Origin of the sequence: Natrinema hispanicum, from assembly GCF_900111485.1 — an archaeon.
GTDB lineage: Archaea > Halobacteriota > Halobacteria > Halobacteriales > Natrialbaceae > Natrinema > Natrinema hispanicum_A.
The window spans coordinates 291,791-313,576 of record NZ_FOIC01000002.1; the positions used below are offsets into that span (position 1 = coordinate 291,791).

The following is a 21,786-nucleotide window of genomic DNA, read 5'->3' on the forward strand; positions in this document are numbered from 1 at the left end:
TTTCTCGACAGGAAAGCTTATGATGAGATACCCGGGTTATCGGAGCATGGCACGCGATACGCCGGTACAAAACCGAACTGACTCGGAACCAACTGACACACAGCTGCCGAATCTCGTGACGATCGTCGGCCGTGGCGTCCCCTCGAACTACGAAGTCGCCGTCGACGGGGACCTCGAGATGTTAGCGGCCGACCCAGTGGCCGAAGGAACCGTCATTTCGGGCGGCGTCGCCGAGGGATCGATCGATGTCGGCGTCCAGCGTTTTCGCTTCTCCGGTGAGATGGCAAACGTCCGACTCGTCGACTGGAACGGCAACCAAGCGCCCGATTCTGCGAGCGTCCCGACTGTTCACGTCGAGTACGGCGCACCGCAGCGATAACGCGCCAGCCGCCTGCAACTTGAAATCAGTACTGTAACAGTCGCCGCTCGGCTGCCGCTCGTGCGACCGTTCGAGAATCAGTCTCAGTACGTCTCGAGTACCACGAATCGAGTGCGAGCGGCGCGGCCACCGCGTCGATCAGTCGTCGTCGGTCGCGCCGATGCCCGCGTCGCCGTTGACGGTAGTTGCCATCGAAGGTGGTGCGATCGGGCCGTCGTTCCCGCCGAATTCCGGGTTAAAGAGCTGGAGTGCAGTGTGGATCGTGCTCCAGTCGTCCTCTGCGGCTGCCTCGCGAAGACTCTTGGTCGGCGGTGCGAGCAACTGGTTGACCAGCGAGTCGGCCATCGCCTCGACGACTTCGCGTTGCTCTGCAGATACCTTATCGTCGCCCAGCCGCGAGAGCGCCGTCTCGACCTCTCGCTCTTTGATCCGTTCGGCGGACTCGTACATGGCAGCGATGGCCTCGTCGGCGCGGGCGCGTTTGTACTGCTCGATGAGCAACTCGAACTCGTGGTCGATCATCGTCTCGACCTCGTCGGCGGCGTCAGCTCGCTGCTCGTGCGTCTCAGCGGTGATCGTCTCGAGGTCGTCGAGATCGAACACCTGCACTGCGGGCAACGAATCGGTCTCCGGCGCGACGTCGCGGGGCTGGCCGAGATCGACGATCACCTGTGGTTCCTCCTGTCCCTCGAGATGGCAGGGCTCGAGCACCGGCTCGTCGCTTCCGGTCGCCGCGACGACGACGTCGGCGTGGGTTGCGACCCGCTCGAGATCTTCGAGCGAGACAACGGTGGTGGCAGTCTCGCCATCGACGTCGCTGATGAGCTGTGTTGCACGCGAGACGGTGCGGTTGGCGACGACGAGTTCGTCGACGCCGGCGGCCGCAAGACTCCGGGCGGCGAGCTGTCCCATCTCGCCGGCCCCGACGACCAGCGCGGTCGCCCCCTCGAGATTGATCTCTTGGGCGGCCCGGCGCGTCGCAGCCGAGCCAAGCGAGACGACGCCCTCGTTGATCGCGGTCTCGGTCCGGGCGCGTTCGCCGACGTGGATCGCCTTCGTGACGGCGGCCTCGAGCATCGAGCCGATTCCGCCGGCATCACGGGCGTCCTCGTAGGCGGACCGCACCTGGCCAATAATCTGATCTTCACCAATAATGACCGAGTCAAGGCCGGCGGCCACACGCAGGAGATGGCGCAAGCTCTCGTCGTGGTCGGTCATCACGATCGCGTCGTCGTCGACGCCGGCGAAAAACTCCGAGAGCGCGGCGCGGCCGACGACGTGGTCTGGCCCGACGACGTATGCCTCGACGCGGTTACACGTCGACAGGACGTACGCTTCTTCGATATCGGACACGGTCAACAACTCCGTCACGGCGGTCGTCTGGCTCTCGGGGCTGGCAGCGGCGAGCTGGTCGACGGTCCCACACCGGTGGGTAACCCGCGCTGCGGTGACAACCCCGGTCGAAATCACGACCGATCACCCCCAGTAGACAGATCCTCGGCGAGCACGTCCTCGATCACTTGGGAACTGTTAGAAGTACCGGTACGTAAAGCTGTCCAAACATCTGTAGAATTAACGATGTCTGTGACGATCTGTCGCCGCCGATCGGTCGCCACGTCCCGTGATTTGAGTTCCTCGCGTACCGCTGCACAGACCCGTGCCATCTCGCCGGCTCCGGAAAGCGTTTCCCCGAGTTCCTGGCGCAGATACTTGCTCAACGCGGGTGCCTGCCCGCCAGTCGCGACCGACACCACAACTGGGTCATCGCGGACGGTCGCGGGAACGACGACGCTGCCGGGGTCGCGCTCCCCGGATCGATCCGCGCGATTGATGAGCGTTCCCCGTTCGCGGGCCGCGGCGGCGATAGCGTCGTTGATCGCCTCGTTGTCGGTCGCGGCGACGACCAGCGCGGGGGCAGTTCGCTCGAGCCAGCCCGCGATCTCGTCGGCGGCGGGCGCTGCTTGCACCAGTTCGGCCTCGCCGAAGTCACGCTCGGCGAAGGCGGGGCTGACAACGATGACCCGCGCTTCGCGGGCGAACCGGCGGGCCTTGCGAGCACCGACGGGGCCGCCGCCGAAGACGAGCACCGTCGCGTCCGTGAAATCGTGGAGTAGTGGAATCATTGTCACAGAGAGCCGTCCGATCGCTGCTATCGCGCTCTGGTGTTCGCGTCAGCACGTTCGTCCAGTCGAATCCCTGTCTTCTTCAAAATTTGTGTCGAAAACAGGGAGTCCCAATCCTCGTCGGTCACGTCCCAGTACTCGGCCATCGTCTCGCGGACCTGCTCGATGCGGCGCTGACTTTCCTCCTCGCTGCGGCCGTGAGTCATCGCAAAGAAGTTGTACGGCCAGACACCCTCGTGGCGCGGCCGCCGGTAACAGTGCGTGACGAAGGGCAGCGCGGCGACTTCGGGACCGACCTCGGGGACGACTTCGTCGGGGACGTTCCAGACCGTCATCCCGTTTTCCGTGTATCCCAGCGCGTAGTGGTTTGGCACGACGCCGATCCGGCGGATCTTCCCCTCGCGCTCGAAGCGTGTGACCGTCTCGAGGGCCCAGTCGATCTCTTGTCCGATCGAGTCAGCCACGTCCGCATACGGTGTCTCGGTCAGCGGGACGCCGCCTTGGATCTCGAGGACGAGGTCGCGTTCGGCCGGCGACAGCGTCGATTCGTCGGTCGGCGTCACATCGGGACCGAGGTCCGAGAGGTCGATCCCAGCCGCCTCGATGTCCCCGTCGCCGTCGAGCGGGCCGTCGACGTAGAACTTGGCCTCGACACGAAACTCGCGTTGTTTCGGCAGGTTGTACGTCTCTTGACCCGTCTCGGCTTCGATCTCGGCTAACACTTCCTCGACGCGATCCTCGTCGGCGACGCTGACGACGAACCAGACGTTCAGGTGAGGATGTTCGCGCTCGTAGTTGTGGGCCACTTCGCGGTGGTCGTTGACTGCTTCGGCGATTTCGTCGAATCGGTCGTCGGGGGCATGCATGGCAACCAGCGTTGCCGCGCCGCCGATCTCCTGGGCGTTGACCAGCGGCCCGAACCGCGAGAGGACGCCGCGGTCATCTAACTCACGAATCGTCTCGAGCAACCCCGTCGCGTCGATGTCGACCCCGGTGTCGCGCATAGCAGCCGCAGCAGGCTCGAACGGTCGTTCTACGACGGGAAACCCGCCCTGAAAAGCGTTGACGACCGCCCGCTCGCGCTCAGTGAGGTCGACGTCCGTATTCATACGTTATTCTCGGAACTACCGAAGTATAAGCAACTCGGAGCCGGCTCTCCGAAACAACTCGTGATCGCTCGGCGGGCCGCTCGCGAGCGCGACTACTCGCCTTCGACGCCAGTCACGTCAAAGCCCAGCTCGCGGATATCCTCGAGGATCGCCTCGTGGTCAGCGCTGGCCTCGTAGTAGATGACGATGTCGAAGCTGCCCTCGCGCAGCAGTTGCTGGCACTCCCAGACGAACTCCTCGTCTTCTAAGGTCAGTCCCTGGTGCTGGTTCGAGGAGAAATCGGTGTCGTCGTTGCCCGAGTAGACGTAGCAGTCTTTCGGGTCGTGACCCGCGTGCTCGGCGATGATATCGCCGACGTCGATCGTCGCCTGCATCATCTGGACGTCTGCCTGTCCGTCGTAGTCGGTATGAACGATCGCACCGTTGAGTTCGATCTCGCCGGGCTCGAGCAAGGCCTTGGTTCGCTGATAGAGGTCGTCGTCGATTACGTCTGCCATTGAGCAGCCGTACTCAGGCTGGACGGATAGCCGTCACGATTCCCGCGTTTCGAGTTGCGACGGTGAGCCGACAGTCTACGTGCCCGTCTCATTGTCGACCAGTACCACACAAGACACATAGTCGCCGGTGACCTTCAACCGGGTAATGAAGCGGTGGCTCCGTCAGCGCGTCGACGCGGCCTACGAACGGCTGCTCTCACGTGAAATCTCCGGCGCGCCGACCCACGTTGCGGTGATCCAAGACGGCAACCGACGATACGCTCGAAAACAGGGCGGCGACGCCAACGAGGGACACCGTGCCGGTGCAAAGACGACCGAACGCGTCCTCGAGTGGTGTCAGGATATCGGCGTCGAGGAGTTGACGCTGTATGCGTTCTCGACGGAGAACTTCGAGCGGCCGCCCGACGAGCGGGAAGCGCTGTTCGACCTCCTCGAGACGAAGCTTCGGGAGTTCGCAGATGCCGACCGCGTCCACGACAACGGGGTCCACATTCGGGCGCTCGGCGACGTCGACCGGCTCCCCGAGCGAGTCCGCGAGGCCGTCGCCTACGCCGAGGACCGAACCAGCGACTACGACGAGTTCGTTCTCAACATCGCGCTGGCCTACGGCGGTCGCGCACAGCTGCTCGAGGCCGTCCGCGGAGTCGCCGACGCCGTCGACGCGGGCGACCTCGAGCCCGACGAAATCGACGTCGAGGACATCGAGCAACGGCTCTACGACCAGCCGGTGCGCGACGTCGACCTGATCATCCGGACCGGCGGCGACGAGCGAACGTCGAACTTCCTTCCCTGGCACGCCAACGGCAACGAAGCCGCCGTCTTCTTCTGTACGCCCTACTGGCCGGAGTTCTCCAAGACGGACTTTCTGCGCGGGATTCGGACCTACGAACACCGCCAGGAGTCCTGGCGGCGCACTCGCGCCCGGCGCGCGCTGGCCCTGCTGGGCGCAGTCAGCGAACCGGAACTCGCCGACGCCCGCGCGATCGTCGACCGGTTCCGTGACTCGCTGCCCTCGAGCGAGCGGCCCGACGCCGGCGAGTTCGAGAGCGGCGACTCGAGCAGTCAGATCGCGGACTAGGATCAGCGGCCGAACCGTCGCGACCGATTACAGTACTCGCGAACCGCCCGCAGGAAGTCTCGTTTGCGAAAGTCCCGCCAGTTGACGTCGGTAAAGTACAGCTCCGAGTAGACTGACTGCCAGATCATGAAATCGGAGAGCCGCTCCGCGCCGGTCTTGATCACCAGGTCCGGCTCGGAGGGAAAGACGAGGTGGTCTTCGACATCCTCGTCGTCGATCGCCGCAGGATCTAATTCGCCCGCGTCGACGCGCTCGGCGAGAGTTCGGACGGCACTGGTAAACTCGTGTTTTCCGCCGAGGCCGATCCCGATCCGAATCGGTGCGTCGGCGCGTGCCTTGTCTTCCGGCCCGCGGACGGCGACCGGCCGCGGCGCGTCGATCCGCTCGAGTTCGCGTTGCAGGGCCGGCACCGCCGCTGCGTCGAGGACGCTGACGTAGACGGTTACTTGCGAGGCGTATTCGACGGCCCACTCGAAGAAGTCCGTCAGCGTCTCGTAGGCACCCCGCTCTAACAGGTCGCGCTCGGTGATCACGAGCGCGATGTGGTCGGGCGGATCGCCGTCGTGACGGCGGATCCGGAAGGCCAGATACCGTTCGTACAGTCCCACACCCGTGCTTTTGGGGCCGGTATGATACGGGTTACGGGTTTCGACCGACAGCGAACCGAGACATCGGATCGACCGAATGAGGCGCTCATGGCGGCAAAAACCGACTCGAGGCGGGTTCACGAACCTTGAAGTAATCGCCACAGAAAGGGACCGATATCGTGACGGCACCCGTTCGGCAAGCTGGCGTGTTTGCAGCCCTCTGTACGCTGTCGCTTGCAGTTCCGCTTGCCGGTCCGCGCGTCGGAGCCGCGGTCGCCGGCATCGTCCTGTTGGGTGCCTACGTCATCACCGACGGCCCGCTGTTCGACCTGCTCGCGTATCCGGGCGACTACGAGGATTCACGGCTCTATGGCCTCATCACGTTCGTCCTCGCGGCGGTCGCACTCGGCCTGATGGCGACCGCAGCGTCGATGCCGGTCGCCGTCTTCGTCGGAACGATCCTGCTCGTCGGCTATGGCAACCTCGGCGAGCAACTCGTCAGGCTGCGAACCGACGGGCCGGTCGTTCGTGTCGTCGGATTTTGTCTGACGGCAGCCGTGGCGGCCGTCGCCGGCCAGGCCATCACCCGTTCGCTCGCTGGGGATGCCGTCATCTCGGCACTTCCCATCATGGTCTTTCTGGCGGCCAGCGGTGCATTTCTCGCCGCGCTGTTGCGTGACATGCTGTTGCGCTCCGACGATCCAATCGTCGTCCTCTCGGTCGGGCTCTTGTTGTGGCTGCTCGCGGAACTCCAGCCGACCATCGGCACAACGGAACTGCTCATCGCGCTCGCAGTCACGGTCGCGCTCGGATATACGTCCTACGCGCTCGAGACAGCCTCGATCGCCGGGATGCTCACCGGCGTGTTGCTGGTGTTGCTGACGACCGTCCTCGGCGGCTACGGCTGGTTTGCCGTCCTCGTTTCCTTTTTCGCCATCGGCGGTCTTTCGACGAAGTTCCGCTACGAGGAAAAGACGGAACTCGGCGTCGCCGAGGACAACAACGGCGCTCGAGGGAGCGGCAACGTGCTCGGCAACGCCGCGGTCGCGCTCGTCGCCGTCCTCGGCTATGCGGCCAGCGACGCCGGCTTGCTGCCTCACGAACCCGAGCTCTTCTTATTTGCCTTTACCGGCTCGATCGCCACCGCAATGAGTGACACCCTCTCGAGCGAGATCGGGAGCGTCTTCGACCGACCGCGACTGATTACGACCCTCAAGCCGGTCGAGCCCGGCACTGATGGCGGTGTCACCTGGCAGGGTGAACTCGCCGGCATCGTCGGCGCAGCCATCGTCGCCATCATCGCCACCGGGCTCTTTCCCGAAGTGAGTGGTGGCGGTGCGACGATCATCGTCGCCGCAGGGATCGCCGGGATGACCGTCGATAGCCTGCTCGGCGCAACGCTCGAGGGATCGGTGCTTGGCAATCAGGGTGTGAACTTCCTTGCGACGCTGTCCGGTGCGCTCGTCAGCGTCCTGCTAGTGGTTACGTTCGTCCTCGGCTGACGGGAGCACCGATCGACCGGCTACGGGCGACGGTAGGGGGTGGTCAGAGACGAACCACTGTAGACGAGACGAGAGCCAGCGTCATCGGCGGTGGTGCTTGGCCGGAGAAATACGTGGCTACGAGAAGTGGTGTGGCCAAGACGCCCGTCGTTTGGGTCCGGCAAGAAGCAGTGCCGGCCGTCGCAGACGAACTCCTGTCACTGGATTTCGACACACCAGGATAACGGGGTCGTGGAGACCGGCACTGACTGACGATCGTTCAGTCGTCTGCAGTGTGGAACGTGCCGTCCGAGGCAGCTGGTTCGGACGAGTGCTCGGATCGATCGTCAACGCTATCGACCCACTCAGCGGGATCCGCGTCGGTCGGATTATCGGTCGTCGTCGCCCAGAACATCATCCAGACCCAGGCACCGAGGAGTGCGACTGCGACAGATACTGGGGGCGTCATAGTCGTCGCTCAGGACTGATCGCATATGAACGGCTCGGACCCGGACAGACGGTGACTCCTCCTGTCATTCCCCATCCGGGCGCTGCTCGGCGACGTCGTCGATCGCATGAATCCGCACGTCGGTCGGCCGTTTGGTGAACTGCCCGAGCGAGCGTGCGATGATCCGGTTGACACCGCGGTCGGCCGCCAGATCGAGCAGGCGCTGATCGAGGATGTCGTCGAGGACGACCGTCGTCGGCACCGGCTCGAGGGCCGCGAGTGCTTTGGAGGCGTCGCTCGCGTCAGCGTCGTCGATCCGTTCGGCGTCGGCGTCGAGAAATCGGACGCGATCGGTGTTGGCCCGAACGACCTCGGCCGCGTGCCCGTAGATCGTCTCAGGGCCGCGGTCAGCATCGGATTCGGCAGCGGTCGCGTCGGACTGTGTCGGTTCCGAGTCAGCCGCGTCCGGTTGTGGCTGACTCGTCGCTGTTGTCTCGACATCGTCGGTCTCGTCGATCGTTGCATCCGGCTGTACAGTCGATTCACAGGTCGCTGTGCGCTCGGATTCCGTGGTGGTCGATGGCGCGGCCGTGTCGTCGGTCGGCAGCGGTGCCGGCGTCGTACTGCCGTCGGTAGCGGCGACGGCTTCTCGAGGCTCGTTGAGCTCTGAGACGGTCTCATAGGGTACCTTGTTCCGGAGGGCGGCGAACACTTCGTGGTGATCGAGCTCCTCGACGGAGCTATCCGCGGGGGCAAACGCGACGTAATCGATATCGCCGACCTGCGCGAGTTCCTCGAGAATGAGATCGCCACCGCGGTCACCGTCGAGGAAGGCCGTGACTGTACGATGGCGCGTGAGTTCGGCCACGGCATCGGGGACGCTCGTCCCTTCGACCGCGATCGCGTTTTTGATCCCGTACTTGAGCAGGGTGAGGACGTCGGCCCGGCCCTCGACGACAATGATGGCGTCGCTGTCGGTGACCCGTGGGCCGGCGGGCAGGCCCTCGTACTCGGTGATGTCCTCGACGCGGACGTGCTGGCGAACTTCTGCCAAGATCTCGTCGGAGGACATAATCGAGTCGTCAAAGCCCGTCCGGAGGAGTTCCTTCGCGCGGTCGACGACTTCCTTTCGCTTTGCCGCGCGTACGTCTTCGATCTCACGAACCTCGAGGTCGGCCCGGCAGGGACCGACGCGCGTGATCGTCTCGAGAGAGGCGGCGAGCGTTGCGGTTTCGACTTTGTCGAGGCTCGTCGCGATAGTGACCTGTCCGTGAGACTGACCGCTAGTGCTCGAGATTTCGACATCGATGCGACCGACTTTGCCAGACTGCCGGAGATCGCGGAGGTCGAGTTCGTCGCCGAGCAGCCCTTCGGTCTGCCCGAAGATCGCGCCGACGACGTCGCTGCGCTCGACGACCCCGTCAGCCGTGACGTCCGCGTGGATGAGATATTTTGATGTGTCTTCCATTGGGAATCTGTCCCCGCGAGGGGCGCGGTGACGCGGGAGTCGCGTACAGAGACCGGTTTATATATGATTTCGTTCGTGGGGGAGAAATAGCTGTTGACCTCTGGAGGCACTGATCGGGTGTGTGCAGTCGGGCTGTGACGGCCTCCCCGACAGCAGTGTGTCGATGGCAACGCACGATCAGTACGTCGGCCGATACCAGTACCAGTAGAGCACCACTGCAAGCAAGACGACGAGGCCGCCGAGGAAAAAGAGCACTCCTGGTGGCACCGTCTCGACCATCGCCTCCGCTGCATCCACACTGCCGTCACTCGCGTTCTGTACTGCCTCGTTGCTGGTATCAAGCGCCGAATCGGAGGCTTCGCTGCTGGCATCGAGCGACGAATCGGGAGCGTCCGCGCTCTCGGCCGCCGCGCTCTCGGCGTCCGCACTGAGCGACGAATCGGAGGCGTCCGCGCTGGTAGTCTCGGTTTCGTTCACGGTGGCGATCCCGATGTCACCCCCGTCGCTCGAGCCGTTCCCTGTCCCGCTGGTTGCCCCGCCGTCCCCCGTCGAGGTTGTATCACCGCTGTCGCTCCCTGCCGCGCCTGCGGGCTTCGATCCGTCAGCGACCGGTTCGGTCCCAGTCGGCACGAGCCAGCGCGTCAGCGTGTACTGCACCAGCAAACTCCCGCCTGCGAGTGCGCCGATTCCGCCGAGAAGCCGCGAGAGCGCCGCTTTGAGTTTCGCCGCCCGCGACTCGTCGCTGGTGACGATCAGCGGCCCGTCGGTCGTCGCGTAGACGCTCATCTCGTTGCCCCGCGAGGAGTACCACGTGTCGACGACCGTGACGAGCCCGGCCTCCTCGAGGTTTTCTAAGTGATAGCGGACGTTCTGGATCGAGGAATCGATCGCGTCCGCGATGTCGCTCGGTGTCCCGGGTTCCTCGTCGAGCCGTGCATAGATTTGCCGCGCCGTCGTCGAGGAGAGGGCGCTGAAGACGGCGTCAGCGTCCTCGCCCTCGAGCTCGACGACGCGGGGCTGGCCCTCCTCGGTCGTCGTCTCGGAGCGGAAAGGGAACAGCCGGGCCATATAGTCGATACGTACTCGCTGGCAGATTCATATATGTTTTTTCCTCGATGAAATATCGATTGTAGCTATCGGTGCCACTGACCATCACGGCCCCTGATCGCACGACGGGAGCGCGGGTCGGGGCGAGCACCGTGAGAGAGCCGCGGCCTGTGCGATCGGTGTGACTCGGTTCGATCACTGGCTGCTCGAACCGGCGAGCCGACGATGCCATATCGATGAACAAATCTCTTCGATAGCGGGAACTGAACAGAAAGAACTACCCATATCGAGGGAAACAGTCACATATGCACCGGAACGAACTGGGATTCTGGATCGCGGTCGCGGTCGTCCTCGCCGGACTGACCGTCCCGTGGTTCCTGTGGGGGTCGGCGACCGTCGTCGCCGGGCTGCCAGTATGGCTCTGGTGGCACGTCGGCTGGATGGGGCTTGCGTCGGTCGTCTTCTGGGTTTTCGCCCAGCGTGCCTGGGGAATCGGCATCGAGTCAACGGGCGACGACGGCTCGAGTGATGGACGAGTGGGAGGTCCCGGCCGGACTCGAGAGACACACTCCGGAGGTGACTCGTCATGAACGCGGTCACGCTACAGCTGACGATCATCGTCGGCTATCTCCTGATCGCACTCGCAATCGGGCTCGTTGCCTACCGCCTGACCGAGCGGACCGCAGAGGACTTCTATCTCGCAAGCCGCACGCTCGGCACGGTCGTGTTGCTGTTTACGACGTTCGCGACGCTGTTGTCGGCGTTTACCTTCTTTGCCGGCCCGAACATCGCCTACGCACAGGGCCCCGAGTGGATCCTCGTTATGGGCCTAATGGACGGCATCATCTTCGCCATCCTCTGGTATGTCATCGGCTACAAACAGTGGTTGCTCGGCCAGCAGTATGGCTACGTCACGCTCGGTGAGATGCTCGGCGACCGCTTCGGGTCGCGGTGGCTCCGTGGGCTCGTCGCCGGGATCAGCCTGGTGTGGCTGTTCCCCTACGTCATGCTCCAGCAGGTCGGCGCTGGCACGGCACTCGAGGCGCTTACCGACGGCGCAGTGTCCTACGAACTGGGGGCGGGCCTGATCACGATATTCATGATCCTCTATGTCGTCGCCGCCGGGATGCGCGGAGTCGCCTGGACCGACACGCTCCAGGGCGCGTTCATGCTCGTGACGACCTGGGTCGCGCTGCTGTGGGTGCTCGCGACCGTCGGCGGCCCGAGCGCGGCGACCGCGACGCTCGCATCGAGTCCCGACACGGCCGGGTTCCTCTCGCTCGGTAGCAGCTACTACACGCCCCAGTGGATGCTCTCGACGGCGGTCACGATCGGCTTCGGTGTCGCGATGTTCCCGCAGGTCAACCAGCGCTTCTTCGCCGCCGGCTCGAAGGCCGTGCTCAAGCGGTCCCTTGCCCTCTGGCCGATCCTCTGTGTGTTGCTCTTCGTCCCCTCGTTCATGCTCGGGGCGTGGGCCGCCGGGCTCGAGGTCGCGATTCCCGAGGGAGCGAACGTCCTGCCGCTGATCCTCGATGCGTACACCCCAACCTGGTTCGCTGCACTGATCATCGCCGGCGCGATGGCCGCGATGATGTCCTCATCGGACTCGATGTTGCTGTCTGGGTCGTCATATTTCACGCGGGACCTCTACCGACCGTTCATCGATCGAGGCCTCTCCGACAGCCGAGAAGGGCTGCTGGCCCGCGGCGGCGTCGCGATCTTTGCCACTGCGGCCTTCGTCGCTAGCCTGTTTCAGCCGGCAACGCTGTTCGAACTCGGAAACGCCGCCTTCAGCGGCTTTGCGCAGCTCGCACTGCCGGTGTTGCTTGCCCTCTACTGGCGCAAGATTACGCGCGCCGGGATCACCACTGGCATCCTCGCGAGCCAGGGGTTTTACATGGCGAGTCTCTTCGTCGCCGCTGTCCCGGGGTCCTACGCAGGCTGGTCGGCCGGCCTGGTCGGGATGGGACTTGGCCTCCTCGTCACCGTCGTCGTCTCGCTGGTCACCTCGCCGGCGGCCGACGAGCAGCGTGCGATCTACTTCGACGGCCTCGGTGCCGACTGATACGGTCTGCTATCACTATTTTCCGGCGCACCCGAAGGACGGGTCGCAGGTGCGCCGGCGCTGACTGAGAGAAGTCCGTCTGACTGAGGCGAATCGCCACCCTGAACGGTCCCGATTGCATAGCCGGCGACCATGACGATCGATCTCCCGGCCGCGGTCGCCGACGACTGGCGACGGCTCGGCACGCAGACCGAGAAACGACGACTCGCGCTGATGACGATCACCGCCGAGACGACCGTCTTCGAACACCGGCCGACAGCTGACGCCCTCGAGCAACTCCACACCAGCGGCTCGATCCCAGCCCGATCGCTGTTTCTCATCGAACTGCAGCTCAACCCGTCGCTGTCGACCATGGGAGTCTCCCCGAGCGGTGCCCTCGGGATGGCCGCCCCGAAAGCCCGCACGGGGTTCGTCGAGACGATCGAAGACGACGGTATCATCGTCGGCGACGAACGCACGAGCGAGCATATCGACCGCCCGGACGGCACCGTCGGCCATCTCACCGTCTTCGAGGCTTCGTATCCAATCGACGGCGACTCGGAGCCTGACGGCAATGACGCCGACGCCGAGGCCGCGACGGTCGACGCCGAAGCCCACATCGCCATCTGGCCCGCAGCTGAGACGTACGTGATGGCTGGCGGGCTGGTGCCACTCGAGGCCCCCGACGAGCCGGCCACCCTCGAGGCTGCCCTCGACATCGATCCGGCCCGCGACCGGGAGGCGATCGTGGATCTGTTCAGAGGGCTCGACCTCGAGGCGACAGACGAGGACTGACCGCGCTGCTGTCGAAACGATTACGTGGCAGACCGTCGATGCGTCGCTATGGCACACTATAGCGGCCGCGATCACTCGGAGCTGGCAAAGACCGGCTTCTTCCTCGGGCTCGCCCTGTTCGTCGTCGGGACGGGCAGCGAGCTCGTCGGCCACGCGATGTTCGGATCGCTTCCCCAGTGGGAGAACACGCTGTTTTTCGCCCTGACGATGATCGGCTTCGCGATCGGCTTTGCCTCGCCGTTCGTGTTCGGTATTGTCATGCCGCTCGTCGAGTGAGGTGATCTACCGGCCTCCCGACTCGTTCGCACAACTGCGCACGGCGGACGAACCCTTTTTACGCTCGGCTTCACGGTAGTCATATGACCAACCAGCCTGAATCCGGTGAACTTCTTGTCGGATCGTATCTTCGATTGATCGAACATTGCGAGTTAGTGACATACAATCAGCGATCGCAGACGGAAGGTGACCAACTGGAGATCGACGTGATCGGCGTCGATAATACGGAAACCGGGGAACAAATCGTCTACACCTGCGAGGTCGTAACACACATCGATGGGCTCCACTATTCCGGGACGCCCGACAGCGACCGATGGGCCAAGTACGGAAACAGTGACTATCAACACACCTTGGAGCGCCTGTGGCAGAAGTTCAGTTCGGATCGAGCGTACGTGATGGAGCTGTTCGATTCCGCTGATTCATACGTTTTCCAGCTCTGGAGTCCCGTAGTACGCGGTAACCGCGACGAGCAATATTTGCTGGGCGGGTTGTACGATCTGGCCGACGAGTTCGAGGCGGAAACCGGAACGGAACTCGACTTGATAATCAACGAAACATACACCGAGAAGGTGGAGGAATTACAGGCGAGAGCCGCCGAAACCGAGAAGGACTACGGCGAACTCGGATTCCGTATCCTACAGATCCTCGAGCATATGCGATAACGGAAATCGACATCGGGATCGCCGTCTCGATTACCTAACGCGCCCTACGAGACGACCGGCCCGCCCACTCTGCAAGGTCCGAAAGAGAGGGAATCTATACTTTAGCGAAAGCCCGAGGAAACGAGGTGACAACCTCGCTGCTGGGAAAAACGACAGTTCGAAGACTGGTGCTTTTTATAAACAGCATCGCTACGTACCACGTATGCAAACCCACATCGTCCCGGTCGGCTTCGACTACGACCGGCTGATCGCGCCGCTCGTGCGCGATCAGATCGACGTCGACAGCGTCATTTTGCTCGAGGGAGCCGTCGGCAGCGAGGCCAACGTCGAGTACTCCCGGCACCTCTCGAAGAAACTCGAGACGGACTTCCGGAACCTGCTGGGGGCCGAAACCGAGCGGTTCGTCTTAGAGGACGTCTACGACTACGACGAGGCCTTCGAGCAGGCCTACGAGCTCATCACTGCCGAACTCGACGCCGGCAACGAGGTCTGGGTCAACGTCGCCGCGATGCCCCGGACTGTCAGCTTCGCCTTTGCCAACGCCGCCCACTCGCTGATGGTCGAACGCGAGGAAGACCGCGAGGGGATCCACACCTACTACACCGCCCCCGAGAAGTACTTAGAGACCGAACTCGCTGAGGAACTACGCGAACAGATCGCGTTGCTCGAGGACCTTCGCGAAGACAACGACGGGATTGAAGACGATCGGATCGGGAGCCGTCTCGAGAGCGCACGCGATCTGCTCGCCGAGTTCGACGAGCGCGGGACGACCATTGGTGCAAAGGAAATCGACGGCAAACACATCGTCGAGTTGCCGGTTGCATCCTTCTCTAACGTCAAACCGTTCGAGGAACTGATCCTGTACAAACTCGGCGAAGGCGGTGAGTTCGACTCCGTCTCGGAACTCGCCGAATCGCTGGCGCGGGAACTCAACGAGGAGTACACTGACAGCTTCCGGTCGAAGGTCATCTACAACGTCGACCGGCTGGGCCCCGGCGGCAAAGGCTACATCGAACGCGAGGAACACGGGAAATCCTACCGAACGCGACTCTCTCGAATCGGCGAGCTGTGGGTGCGGGCTCACTCCGACGGCGACGCCTAACCGTCGAACGGACTCACAGCGGCGTCGTGGCTCGAGTCGGCCACGCTATTCGCTGGGGTACTCGTCCCAGTCAGTAAAGCAATCCTCCGGCTGCACGTCGCGGATCGCCTCCTCTCCTTCGGCCGGAATATGCTGGAAACAGCGCGGTTCGTTCTCAGACGTGGCGATCCACGCCGCCTCGTTCCCGCAGACGGCACATTTCGGAACACTGCCGACTCGCAGCGCATACCACCAGCGCCACGCATCGAATCGGTCGCGGATCCGCGCCCGCAGCCGTGACAGGAAACTCACGGTCGATCGGCCCCCTCGAGGCGGTCGCCATCAGTCATGCGAGTTACTAGATCTTGACGGTACTTTTGCGCTCTGCTCTCGAGGCCGGTCCCTCGCTACTCCGGGGAGGCTAGAGTCAGTCAGCACGGGCGAATCCAGACACGCTCGAGCACCGGCCGACGAAACACCTAACACCGTTGACGAGGCAAGAGATACGTATGAGACAGTGCGTCGCGGCGACCGTTCGACCGCTTAACGGCCCGCGTGGCACCGTTTTCGTAGGGGCTCCATAGCCCCGTATCTCCTACCCCGTTTCGACGGATGTATTGTCGCCGACCAGCATTCACCGAGCAACGACTCATATGGACGAGCGCCAACCACAGTTCCCGACGACGAACCGACGACGCCCGCGACGGGCGGTGACAGCATGAGCATGGACACGGCAGAACAGGACGAGCCGAGCCTCGAGGGGGGCTACGACCCCGAAGCCGTCGAATCCCGCTGGCAACAGCGCTGGATCGACGCGGACGTCTACGCCTACGATGGCGAGGAAAAGCAGGACCCGAACACGGTGTATGCGATCGATACGCCGCCGCCGACGGTCTCGGGCAGCCTGCACATGGGCCACCTCTATGGCTCGACGCTGCAGGACTTCGCCGCCCGCTTCCAGCGGATGGCAGACGGCGACGTGCTCTTTCCCTTTGGCTACGACGACAACGGGATCGCAAGCGAGCGGCTGACCGAGAAGGAACTGGACATCCGCCATCAGGACTACGAACGCCGTGAGTTCCAGAACCTCTGTCGGGAGGTCTGCCAGGACTACGAGGCCGAGTTCACCGAGAAGATGCAGGCGCTCGGGACCTCGATCGACTGGAACAACACCTACAAGACGATCGAACCGCGCGTCCAGCGCATCTCGCAGCTTTCCTTCCTCGATCTCTACGAGAAGGGCCGTGAGTATCGCAAGAAAGCGCCCGCGATCTGGTGTCCAGAGTGTGAAACCGCCATCTCGCAGGTCGAGATGGAAGACGAAGAACGCGGGTCGCACTTCAACGACATCGCGTTCGAACTCGTCGGCGACGACGCGCCACGCGAGGAGTTCGTCATCTCGACGACGCGCCCGGAACTCATCCCGGCCTGTGTCTCCGTCTTCGTCCACCCCGACGACGAGGACAATCAGGACCTCGTCGGCGAGACCGCTCGCATTCCGATCTTCGGCCACGAGGTGCCGATCATCGAAGACGAGCGCGTCGATATGGAGAAAGGCAGCGGCGTCGTGATGTGCTGTACCTTCGGTGACCAGAACGACATCGAGTGGTACCAGGCCCACAACCTCCCGCTGCGCGTGGCGATCGACGAGTCCGCGACGATGACCGACCTCGCCGGCGACTACGAGGGCATGTCCACCGAGGAAGCCCGCGAGGCCATCGTCGAGGACTTAGACGACGAGGGCTCCCTGCGCGACCGCTGGGCGATCACCCACGCGGTGCAGGTCCACGAACGCTGTGACACACCCGTCGAGTTCCGCGTCTCCAAGCAGTGGTACGTCGAAATCTTGGATCACAAAGACGAGTACCTCGAGGCGGGTCAGGAGATGGACTGGTACCCCGAGAAGATGTTCACCCGCTACCAGCACTGGATCGAAGGCCTCGAGTGGGACTGGCTGATCTCGCGCCAGCGTGACTCGGGCATTCCGTTCCCGGTCTGGTACTGTGAAGACTGCGACCACCCGGTGATGGCCGATCGCGAAGAGCTGCCGGTCGACCCGCTCTCGGACGACCCGCCCGTCGATGCGTGTCCGGAGTGTGGCCACGACGAGTTCGACCCCGAAGAGGACGTCTTCGACACCTGGGCGACCTCCTCGCTCACCCCGCTGATCAACGCTGGCTGGGACTGGGACGGGGAGAACGAGGAGTTCACGATGGACAATCCCGAGCTCTACCCGTTCGATCTGCGCCCACAGGGCCACGACATCATCTCGTTCTGGCTGTTCCACACCATCGTCAAGTGCTACGAGCACACCGGTGAGGTGCCCTTCGACGCGACGATGATCAACGGCCACGTTCTGGACGAAAACCGCGAGAAGATGTCCAAGTCGCGTGGCAACGTCGTCGAGCCCGACGCGGTACTCGCGGAGTATCCCGTCGACGCTGTCCGCTTCTGGGCGGCCAGCGCCGCCGTCGGCGACGACTTCCCGTATCAGGAGAAAGACCTGACGGCAGGCGAAAAGCTCCTGCGCAAGCTCTGGAACGCCTCGAAGCTGGTCGATACGCTCGCCCCGGCCGATCCCGACGAGCCCGCCGACCTCGAGGCGATCGACCGCTGGCTGCTCGCGGAACTCGACGACGCGATCGGGGATCTGACGGCCCACTTCGAGGACTACGAGTTCGCGAAGGCCCGCGACCGCCTGCGGACGTTCTTCTGGAACACCTTCTGTGACGACTACTTAGAGATCGCCAAGACCCGCGAGGACAACCCCTCGACGCAGTACGCGCTGCGGACTGCCCACCGGACCTTCCTCGAGCTGTGGGCCCCGTTCTTGCCCCACGTGACCGAGGAGATCTGGCAGGCGGTCTACGTGAATGACGACGACCTCGAGGCGAGCAGCATCCACGTCCGCGACTGGCCCGAATCGCAGGGCCACGAGGCCGACTTAGAGGCCGGCGAGACCGCCATGGAGGTCATCTCCGCGCTGCGACGCTACAAGAGCGAGAACCAGCTGCCGTTGAACGCCGACCTCGAGTCGGTGTCGGTCTACGGCCCCGTCGACGGCTTCGAGGACGCGATCCAGAACGTGATGCACGTTCAGGACCTCACCGTGCTCGAAGAGCAACCGGAGATCACGACCGAGGTCGCCAAAATCGACCTCGATTACTCGACGCTCGGGCCGAAGTTCGGCTCGAAAGTCGGCGAGATCGACGCCGGCATCGAAAGCGGCGACTACGAGATCGACGATGACGAAGGCGTGTTGCGCGTCGCCGGCGAAGAACTCGCAGACGACCTCTTCGAGGTCGAACTCGAGCGCACCTACTCCGGCGAGGGCGAGATGATCGAGACCGAGTCGGCGGTCGTCATCCTCGAGTAAGCAGTCGGTCGCCGTCGCTAGGAGACGGGTCCGAATTCAAGCAGGGCTCGTTTTTAACCGTTCGTTTCCTATCTCCTGATTTTCTGTGCACACTGTGTCACCAGCAGAAAGGCTATAACGACATCGGGCAATCTCGAGGTGTGCTCTGCTGAAGTCGCTGAACGCCGATCGGTTGGCCGCGCCGCGTAAGCCGAGTACAGAGCACCATGAAGACAGATACATCGAATGCGAAACGTACGGCTGCCGACGACCGTCTCTCTTCGAATACCATCTTCGAGCTGTTGTGCGAGGACCACCGTCGGTATGCGTTGTCTTACCTCTCCCGGAGAGTGGGAGCGGTCCGTCTGGAGGAACTCATCGACCGGCTTGCCCATCGTGACGGCGAGCCGACGCCCGAACGGATCGACCGGCTCACCGTCGAGTTTTACCACAATCACCTCCAGAAACTCCTCGATGCGGAGGTGCTGCGGTACGACGCCGAGGCCGGGACGGTCGAGCGGCGGGCCGCGGCTCGCTCGCTAGATCCGTACCTCGAGCTTGCGTCCGTCAACGACCTGTCGCTGGCGGAGTGACTGCAGTTCGGAGCCAGCGGCTACGATCGGCTTCGGGCCGCCTCGCACTTTTTCACCCGGATGGTAAGCGCGAGAAACAGCGCGAGCAACACGAACGAAACCTCGCCAGCAGCGATGACACCCAGCGCGTCGGCCTCGAAGAACATGGCCGCGTCACGCGCGACCGGGATGATCGTATGGTGGGGCTCGCCGACGACGGGGACGAAGTAGTCGACGAGCAGGTTGCTCCAGTACCAGCTGGCGGCGACGGCGACGGCCCACACCGGAAAGTCACTGATTCGGTAGAGCACCAGTGCCTGGACGACCATCGCGAGGTGGCTCCAGAAGAGGAAGTTGTACATCGCCGGGGAGAGATACGTGTAGGAATCGGCGAACGCAAGCAGCGTATAGGGCGTCCACAGGCCGAGCACGATATTCCCAAAGAAGGCGAGTGCGGTAAGCCACGGCTGCTCGCGGCCCAGCTTCCAGCAGGCGAGCGCCAGCGCGATAAACAGCGTCGCGAGCGGGCTGTCGGGCACCCACGGCCACAATGTGGCCGTCGTCTCGGCGAACTGCCCCGAGTAGTACCAGAAGCCAAACGCCGTCCCCACGAGATTGATCGCCACGACGAGCCACGCAAATCGCAGCCCCAAATCCTCGACCGTCGTTGGCAGTGGTGCGAGATACGACGGGAGCGACTCGCCGTCGGCACGCTCGCGGTCTGTCAGCCGGCCACTCGAGGTCGAGGCAGTCATTGTCCGGCGCGACGGCCGGAACCTGCAAAACAGTAGCGGTTATCGCTGCCGGCGGCCGACCCCTATCACTACGATCGGCCCCTGCGTACCGCCAGCTATGACCACGTCCGACCACCGGTCTCGAACACGGCTGTCGACTGGCCACGAGATATCGCTCCCACTCGCGTTATCGCTCGCGATGGGTGGCGTCGTCGTTCCTGCCCGCCGGAGTCGACTCGAGGCGATCCTACCGGACGCCCTCTCGTCGCTGGCGGTCGCACCCGGCGTGGGCTGTGTCGCACTCGTCGCGATTCAGTACCACCGCGTCGGCGGCGACGATCGGGACACAACGGGACTCGAGCCCTACGATGAGTTCGCGGTTATCATCCCGGCAGTTCATGGGAGTCGAACGAACACCCCCATCGCACCGCTTGCGGGCGGCGAGATCGGTGGCTGCGTCCACTGGCTACCGGTGACGACCGAGCCCGCGGTCGCGCTTGGCCGCGAGATCTGGGGCTACCCCAAGGAGCGAACCGACGTGACGGTGACTGACGGTCCGGATGGCGTTCGCGCAGTTGTCGCCGGCGGACGAGACGGCGACCGCGAGACCGTCCGGCTCGAGGTCGCCCGCCCGCGAACCAGCGTGCGAGCCCGCGACTGGACGCTGGCGAGTTACACGACGAAAGCGGGGGCACTCGTGCGGACACCGGTCCAGGTACAGGGCGACGTAGCGATCGGGATCGGCCCGTCTGTCGGCACGCGACTCGAGGTCGCGCCGGCGCTGGCACGGGAACTGGGGCTGTGGCAACGGCCTGTCGGTCGGCTCTATGGGTCCCGCGTTCGGGCACGCCTGCTCGAAGGTGAGTGGATAACCGAGTGATATGATTTGGGCATACATGGATCACGATACCGGTGTTTTCGTCCGTTATGCAGCTGATTTCGGACACTGCGGACAAGCCGTCCCCAAAGAACACGCGTAAGTGCGGTGGCTCCTAACCGCGCAGTATGGCCGAGAACACCGATCTCGAGGAACTGCGACGCGGGACTGATCTCGTCAAGCGCGGGTTCGCCCGGATGCAGAAAGGTGGCGTCATCATGGACGTCGTCAACCCCGAACAGGCACGCATCGCCGAAGAGGCCGGCGCGGTCGCTGTCATGGCGCTGGAAGCCGTCCCCGCCGACATCCGCAAGCGCGGCGGCGTCGCCCGGATGGCAGACCCGGCAGACGTCGAAGAAATCGTCGAGTCCGTCTCGATTCCCGTCATGGGCAAATCCCGGATCGGCCACACGAAGGAGGCCCAGATCCTGGAAGCCGTCGGTGTGGACATGATCGACGAGAGTGAGGTCCTCACGCCCGCTGACAATGCCTATCATATCGACAAGCGCGACTTCACCGCGCCGTTCGTCTGTGGCGCGCGTAACCTTGGCGAAGCCCTGCGCCGGATCGACGAGGGCGCAGCGATGATCCGCACCAAAGGCGAGGCCGGCACCGGCGACGTCAACCAGGCCGTCCACCACCAGCGCACGATCAAAGGCGCGATCCGAAAGCTCGAGGGCATGAGCCACGAGGAACGCGAGGCCTACGCTCGCGAGATCGAAGCGCCCGCGGACCTGGTCCACGAGACCGCCGAGATGGGCCGACTCCCGGTCGTCAACTTCGCAGCGGGCGGCATTGCGACGCCGGCCGACGCGGCGCTCATGATGCACCACGAGTGCGACGGTATCTTCGTGGGCAGCGGGATCTTCGGTGCGGAGAACCCACCGGAGATGGCCGACGCGATCGTCGAAGCGACGAACAACTGGGACGACCCCGAGATGCTCACAGAAATCTCGAAGAACCTCGGCAAGAGCATGAAAGGCGACGCAAATGTCGACCTCCCTGAAGAGGAGAAGCTGCAGGGACGGGGCGTTTGAAGACGGCAGCTCGTTTGAACGCGGTCACCGCTGTTTTTGCTCGAGTGGTGTGAGACCGTCGTCTACTGTGTCTCGAGACTGCTCGAGTCCACCACGATACGCCCGACACTCGCGACGGCTAAGGCACCGATCAGCA

At 63.8% G+C, this 21,786-nt stretch carries 23 protein-coding genes; 13 read left to right on the forward strand and 10 right to left on the reverse strand.

The features are described 5' to 3' along the window. The first annotated feature begins 46 nt into the window (after positions 1 to 46). Complete coding sequence (locus BSG09_RS03280) at positions 47 to 379, forward strand: hypothetical protein (protein WP_092930043.1); 333 nt, start codon at positions 47 to 49, stop codon at positions 377 to 379. A gap of 138 nt (positions 380 to 517) precedes the next feature. Here BSG09_RS03280 and hemA read toward each other — a convergent pair whose 3' ends face one another. The 4 genes from hemA to BSG09_RS03300 form a co-directional block, all read right to left on the reverse strand. After that, complete coding sequence (hemA, locus tag BSG09_RS03285) at positions 518 to 1,846, reverse strand: glutamyl-tRNA reductase (protein WP_092930159.1); 1,329 nt, start codon at positions 1,844 to 1,846, stop codon at positions 518 to 520. Beyond that, positions 1,846 to 2,502, reverse strand: coding sequence for a precorrin-2 dehydrogenase/sirohydrochlorin ferrochelatase family protein (locus BSG09_RS03290; protein ID WP_092930046.1), 657 nt, complete (start codon positions 2,500 to 2,502; stop codon positions 1,846 to 1,848). Before BSG09_RS03290 ends, hemA begins: the two co-directional genes overlap by 1 nt. A gap of 26 nt (positions 2,503 to 2,528) precedes the next feature. Continuing rightward, the gene (gene ahbB, locus BSG09_RS03295; RefSeq protein ID WP_092930049.1) at positions 2,529 to 3,611 is read right to left on the reverse strand and encodes a siroheme decarboxylase subunit beta; all 1,083 of its coding nucleotides are present in this window, start codon (positions 3,609 to 3,611) and stop codon (positions 2,529 to 2,531) included. A gap of 92 nt (positions 3,612 to 3,703) precedes the next feature. Continuing rightward, the gene (locus BSG09_RS03300) at positions 3,704 to 4,108 is read right to left on the reverse strand and encodes a DUF5778 family protein (protein WP_092930052.1); all 405 of its coding nucleotides are present in this window, start codon (positions 4,106 to 4,108) and stop codon (positions 3,704 to 3,706) included. A gap of 145 nt (positions 4,109 to 4,253) precedes the next feature. Here BSG09_RS03300 and uppS point away from each other — a divergent pair, with 145 nt between their 5' ends. Next, positions 4,254 to 5,186 carry a polyprenyl diphosphate synthase gene (gene uppS / locus BSG09_RS03305; protein ID WP_092930055.1) on the forward strand — a complete coding sequence of 311 codons (933 nt, stop codon included), beginning with the start codon at positions 4,254 to 4,256 and terminating at the stop codon, positions 5,184 to 5,186. A 2-nt stretch (positions 5,187 to 5,188) separates the two neighbouring features. Here uppS and BSG09_RS03310 read toward each other — a convergent pair whose 3' ends face one another. Beyond that, positions 5,189 to 5,794 (reverse strand): undecaprenyl diphosphate synthase family protein, encoded by a 606-nt coding sequence (locus tag BSG09_RS03310; RefSeq protein ID WP_092930058.1) that lies wholly within the window; start codon positions 5,792 to 5,794, stop codon positions 5,189 to 5,191. 158 nt (positions 5,795 to 5,952) lie between these two features. On the opposite strand from BSG09_RS03310, the gene BSG09_RS03315 reads away from it, so the two are divergent. Beyond that, positions 5,953 to 7,275: a DUF92 domain-containing protein gene (locus BSG09_RS03315; protein WP_175542130.1), complete on the forward strand. Its 1,323-nt coding sequence runs from the start codon at positions 5,953 to 5,955 to the stop codon at positions 7,273 to 7,275. 259 nt (positions 7,276 to 7,534) lie between these two features. On the opposite strand, the gene BSG09_RS03320 is transcribed toward BSG09_RS03315, so the two are convergent. From BSG09_RS03320 to BSG09_RS03330, 3 genes are all read right to left on the reverse strand, one after another. Beyond that, entirely contained in the window at positions 7,535 to 7,723 is a 189-nt protein-coding gene (locus BSG09_RS03320) for a hypothetical protein (RefSeq protein WP_092930061.1), read from the reverse strand. Positions 7,724 to 7,787: 64 nt separating this feature from the next. Then, positions 7,788 to 9,170 (reverse strand): DNA primase DnaG, encoded by a 1,383-nt coding sequence (gene dnaG / locus BSG09_RS03325; protein WP_092930064.1) that lies wholly within the window; start codon positions 9,168 to 9,170, stop codon positions 7,788 to 7,790. A gap of 177 nt (positions 9,171 to 9,347) precedes the next feature. Further along, a complete protein-coding gene (locus BSG09_RS03330) occupies positions 9,348 to 10,238 on the reverse strand; it encodes an ArsR/SmtB family transcription factor (RefSeq protein WP_092930067.1) in 891 nt (296 codons plus the stop codon). Positions 10,239 to 10,522: 284 nt separating this feature from the next. Here BSG09_RS03330 and BSG09_RS03335 point away from each other — a divergent pair, with 284 nt between their 5' ends. From BSG09_RS03335 to BSG09_RS03360, 6 genes are all read left to right on the forward strand, one after another. Beyond that, complete coding sequence (locus BSG09_RS03335; protein ID WP_092930070.1) at positions 10,523 to 10,807, forward strand: DUF3311 domain-containing protein; 285 nt, start codon at positions 10,523 to 10,525, stop codon at positions 10,805 to 10,807. After that, positions 10,804 to 12,282: a sodium:solute symporter family protein gene (locus tag BSG09_RS03340; RefSeq protein WP_092930073.1), complete on the forward strand. Its 1,479-nt coding sequence runs from the start codon at positions 10,804 to 10,806 to the stop codon at positions 12,280 to 12,282. The genes BSG09_RS03335 and BSG09_RS03340 overlap by 4 nt, the downstream gene beginning before the upstream one ends. 132 nt (positions 12,283 to 12,414) lie before the next feature. After that, on the forward strand, positions 12,415 to 13,056 hold the full coding sequence (locus BSG09_RS03345; protein ID WP_092930076.1) for a hypothetical protein: 642 nt from the start codon (positions 12,415 to 12,417) through the stop codon (positions 13,054 to 13,056). Between the two features lie 48 nt (positions 13,057 to 13,104). Further along, complete coding sequence (locus BSG09_RS03350; protein ID WP_008011119.1) at positions 13,105 to 13,332, forward strand: DUF7860 family protein; 228 nt, start codon at positions 13,105 to 13,107, stop codon at positions 13,330 to 13,332. A gap of 83 nt (positions 13,333 to 13,415) precedes the next feature. Continuing rightward, positions 13,416 to 13,994, forward strand: coding sequence for a hypothetical protein (locus tag BSG09_RS03355; protein WP_092930079.1), 579 nt, complete (start codon positions 13,416 to 13,418; stop codon positions 13,992 to 13,994). Between the two features lie 202 nt (positions 13,995 to 14,196). Next, on the forward strand, positions 14,197 to 15,096 hold the full coding sequence (locus tag BSG09_RS03360; RefSeq protein ID WP_008011118.1) for an HFX_2341 family transcriptional regulator: 900 nt from the start codon (positions 14,197 to 14,199) through the stop codon (positions 15,094 to 15,096). A gap of 45 nt (positions 15,097 to 15,141) precedes the next feature. On the opposite strand, the gene BSG09_RS03365 is transcribed toward BSG09_RS03360, so the two are convergent. Next, the gene (locus BSG09_RS03365) at positions 15,142 to 15,387 is read right to left on the reverse strand and encodes a hypothetical protein (protein ID WP_092930082.1); all 246 of its coding nucleotides are present in this window, start codon (positions 15,385 to 15,387) and stop codon (positions 15,142 to 15,144) included. 412 nt (positions 15,388 to 15,799) lie between these two features. Here BSG09_RS03365 and BSG09_RS03370 point away from each other — a divergent pair, with 412 nt between their 5' ends. After that, the gene (locus BSG09_RS03370; protein WP_092930085.1) at positions 15,800 to 18,451 is read left to right on the forward strand and encodes a valine--tRNA ligase; all 2,652 of its coding nucleotides are present in this window, start codon (positions 15,800 to 15,802) and stop codon (positions 18,449 to 18,451) included. Positions 18,452 to 18,657: 206 nt separating this feature from the next. Further along, the gene (locus BSG09_RS03375) at positions 18,658 to 19,023 is read left to right on the forward strand and encodes a DUF7344 domain-containing protein (RefSeq protein ID WP_092930088.1); all 366 of its coding nucleotides are present in this window, start codon (positions 18,658 to 18,660) and stop codon (positions 19,021 to 19,023) included. Positions 19,024 to 19,043: 20 nt separating this feature from the next. On the opposite strand, the gene BSG09_RS03380 is transcribed toward BSG09_RS03375, so the two are convergent. Then, positions 19,044 to 19,757: a DUF1405 domain-containing protein gene (locus tag BSG09_RS03380; RefSeq protein ID WP_092930090.1), complete on the reverse strand. Its 714-nt coding sequence runs from the start codon at positions 19,755 to 19,757 to the stop codon at positions 19,044 to 19,046. 97 nt (positions 19,758 to 19,854) lie between these two features. On the opposite strand from BSG09_RS03380, the gene BSG09_RS03385 reads away from it, so the two are divergent. Both BSG09_RS03385 and pdxS read left to right on the forward strand, forming a co-directional pair. Then, a complete protein-coding gene (locus tag BSG09_RS03385; RefSeq protein WP_092930093.1) occupies positions 19,855 to 20,616 on the forward strand; it encodes an acetoacetate decarboxylase family protein in 762 nt (253 codons plus the stop codon). Between the two features lie 125 nt (positions 20,617 to 20,741). Next, positions 20,742 to 21,650: a pyridoxal 5'-phosphate synthase lyase subunit PdxS gene (pdxS, locus tag BSG09_RS03390; RefSeq protein ID WP_092930096.1), complete on the forward strand. Its 909-nt coding sequence runs from the start codon at positions 20,742 to 20,744 to the stop codon at positions 21,648 to 21,650. The last annotated feature ends 136 nt before the right edge of the window (positions 21,651 to 21,786 follow it).

What these genes read in the sequence shown, in the direction of transcription:
- BSG09_RS03355 (WP_092930079.1), top strand. Translation starts at nt 13,416, where the DNA reads ATGACCAACCAGCCTGAATCCGGTGAACTTCTTGTCGGATCGTATCTT.
- uppS (WP_092930055.1), top strand. Translation starts at nt 4,254, where the DNA reads ATGAAGCGGTGGCTCCGTCAGCGCGTCGACGCGGCCTACGAACGGCTG.
- BSG09_RS03375 (WP_092930088.1), top strand. Translation starts at nt 18,658, where the DNA reads ATGAAGACAGATACATCGAATGCGAAACGTACGGCTGCCGACGACCGT.
- dnaG (WP_092930064.1), bottom strand. Translation starts at nt 9,170, where the DNA reads ATGGAAGACACATCAAAATATCTCATCCACGCGGACGTCACGGCTGAC.
- BSG09_RS03335 (WP_092930070.1), top strand. Translation starts at nt 10,523, where the DNA reads ATGCACCGGAACGAACTGGGATTCTGGATCGCGGTCGCGGTCGTCCTC.
- BSG09_RS03280 (WP_092930043.1), top strand. Translation starts at nt 47, where the DNA reads ATGGCACGCGATACGCCGGTACAAAACCGAACTGACTCGGAACCAACT.
- pdxS (WP_092930096.1), top strand. Translation starts at nt 20,742, where the DNA reads ATGGCCGAGAACACCGATCTCGAGGAACTGCGACGCGGGACTGATCTC.
- BSG09_RS03385 (WP_092930093.1), top strand. Translation starts at nt 19,855, where the DNA reads ATGACCACGTCCGACCACCGGTCTCGAACACGGCTGTCGACTGGCCAC.
- BSG09_RS03345 (WP_092930076.1), top strand. Translation starts at nt 12,415, where the DNA reads ATGACGATCGATCTCCCGGCCGCGGTCGCCGACGACTGGCGACGGCTC.
- BSG09_RS03380 (WP_092930090.1), bottom strand. Translation starts at nt 19,757, where the DNA reads ATGACTGCCTCGACCTCGAGTGGCCGGCTGACAGACCGCGAGCGTGCC.
- BSG09_RS03360 (WP_008011118.1), top strand. Translation starts at nt 14,197, where the DNA reads ATGCAAACCCACATCGTCCCGGTCGGCTTCGACTACGACCGGCTGATC.
- BSG09_RS03320 (WP_092930061.1), bottom strand. Translation starts at nt 7,723, where the DNA reads ATGACGCCCCCAGTATCTGTCGCAGTCGCACTCCTCGGTGCCTGGGTC.
- ahbB (WP_092930049.1), bottom strand. Translation starts at nt 3,611, where the DNA reads ATGAATACGGACGTCGACCTCACTGAGCGCGAGCGGGCGGTCGTCAAC.
- BSG09_RS03300 (WP_092930052.1), bottom strand. Translation starts at nt 4,108, where the DNA reads ATGGCAGACGTAATCGACGACGACCTCTATCAGCGAACCAAGGCCTTG.
- BSG09_RS03330 (WP_092930067.1), bottom strand. Translation starts at nt 10,238, where the DNA reads ATGGCCCGGCTGTTCCCTTTCCGCTCCGAGACGACGACCGAGGAGGGC.
- BSG09_RS03370 (WP_092930085.1), top strand. Translation starts at nt 15,800, where the DNA reads ATGGACACGGCAGAACAGGACGAGCCGAGCCTCGAGGGGGGCTACGAC.
- BSG09_RS03290 (WP_092930046.1), bottom strand. Translation starts at nt 2,502, where the DNA reads ATGATTCCACTACTCCACGATTTCACGGACGCGACGGTGCTCGTCTTC.
- BSG09_RS03340 (WP_092930073.1), top strand. Translation starts at nt 10,804, where the DNA reads ATGAACGCGGTCACGCTACAGCTGACGATCATCGTCGGCTATCTCCTG.
- BSG09_RS03350 (WP_008011119.1), top strand. Translation starts at nt 13,105, where the DNA reads ATGGCACACTATAGCGGCCGCGATCACTCGGAGCTGGCAAAGACCGGC.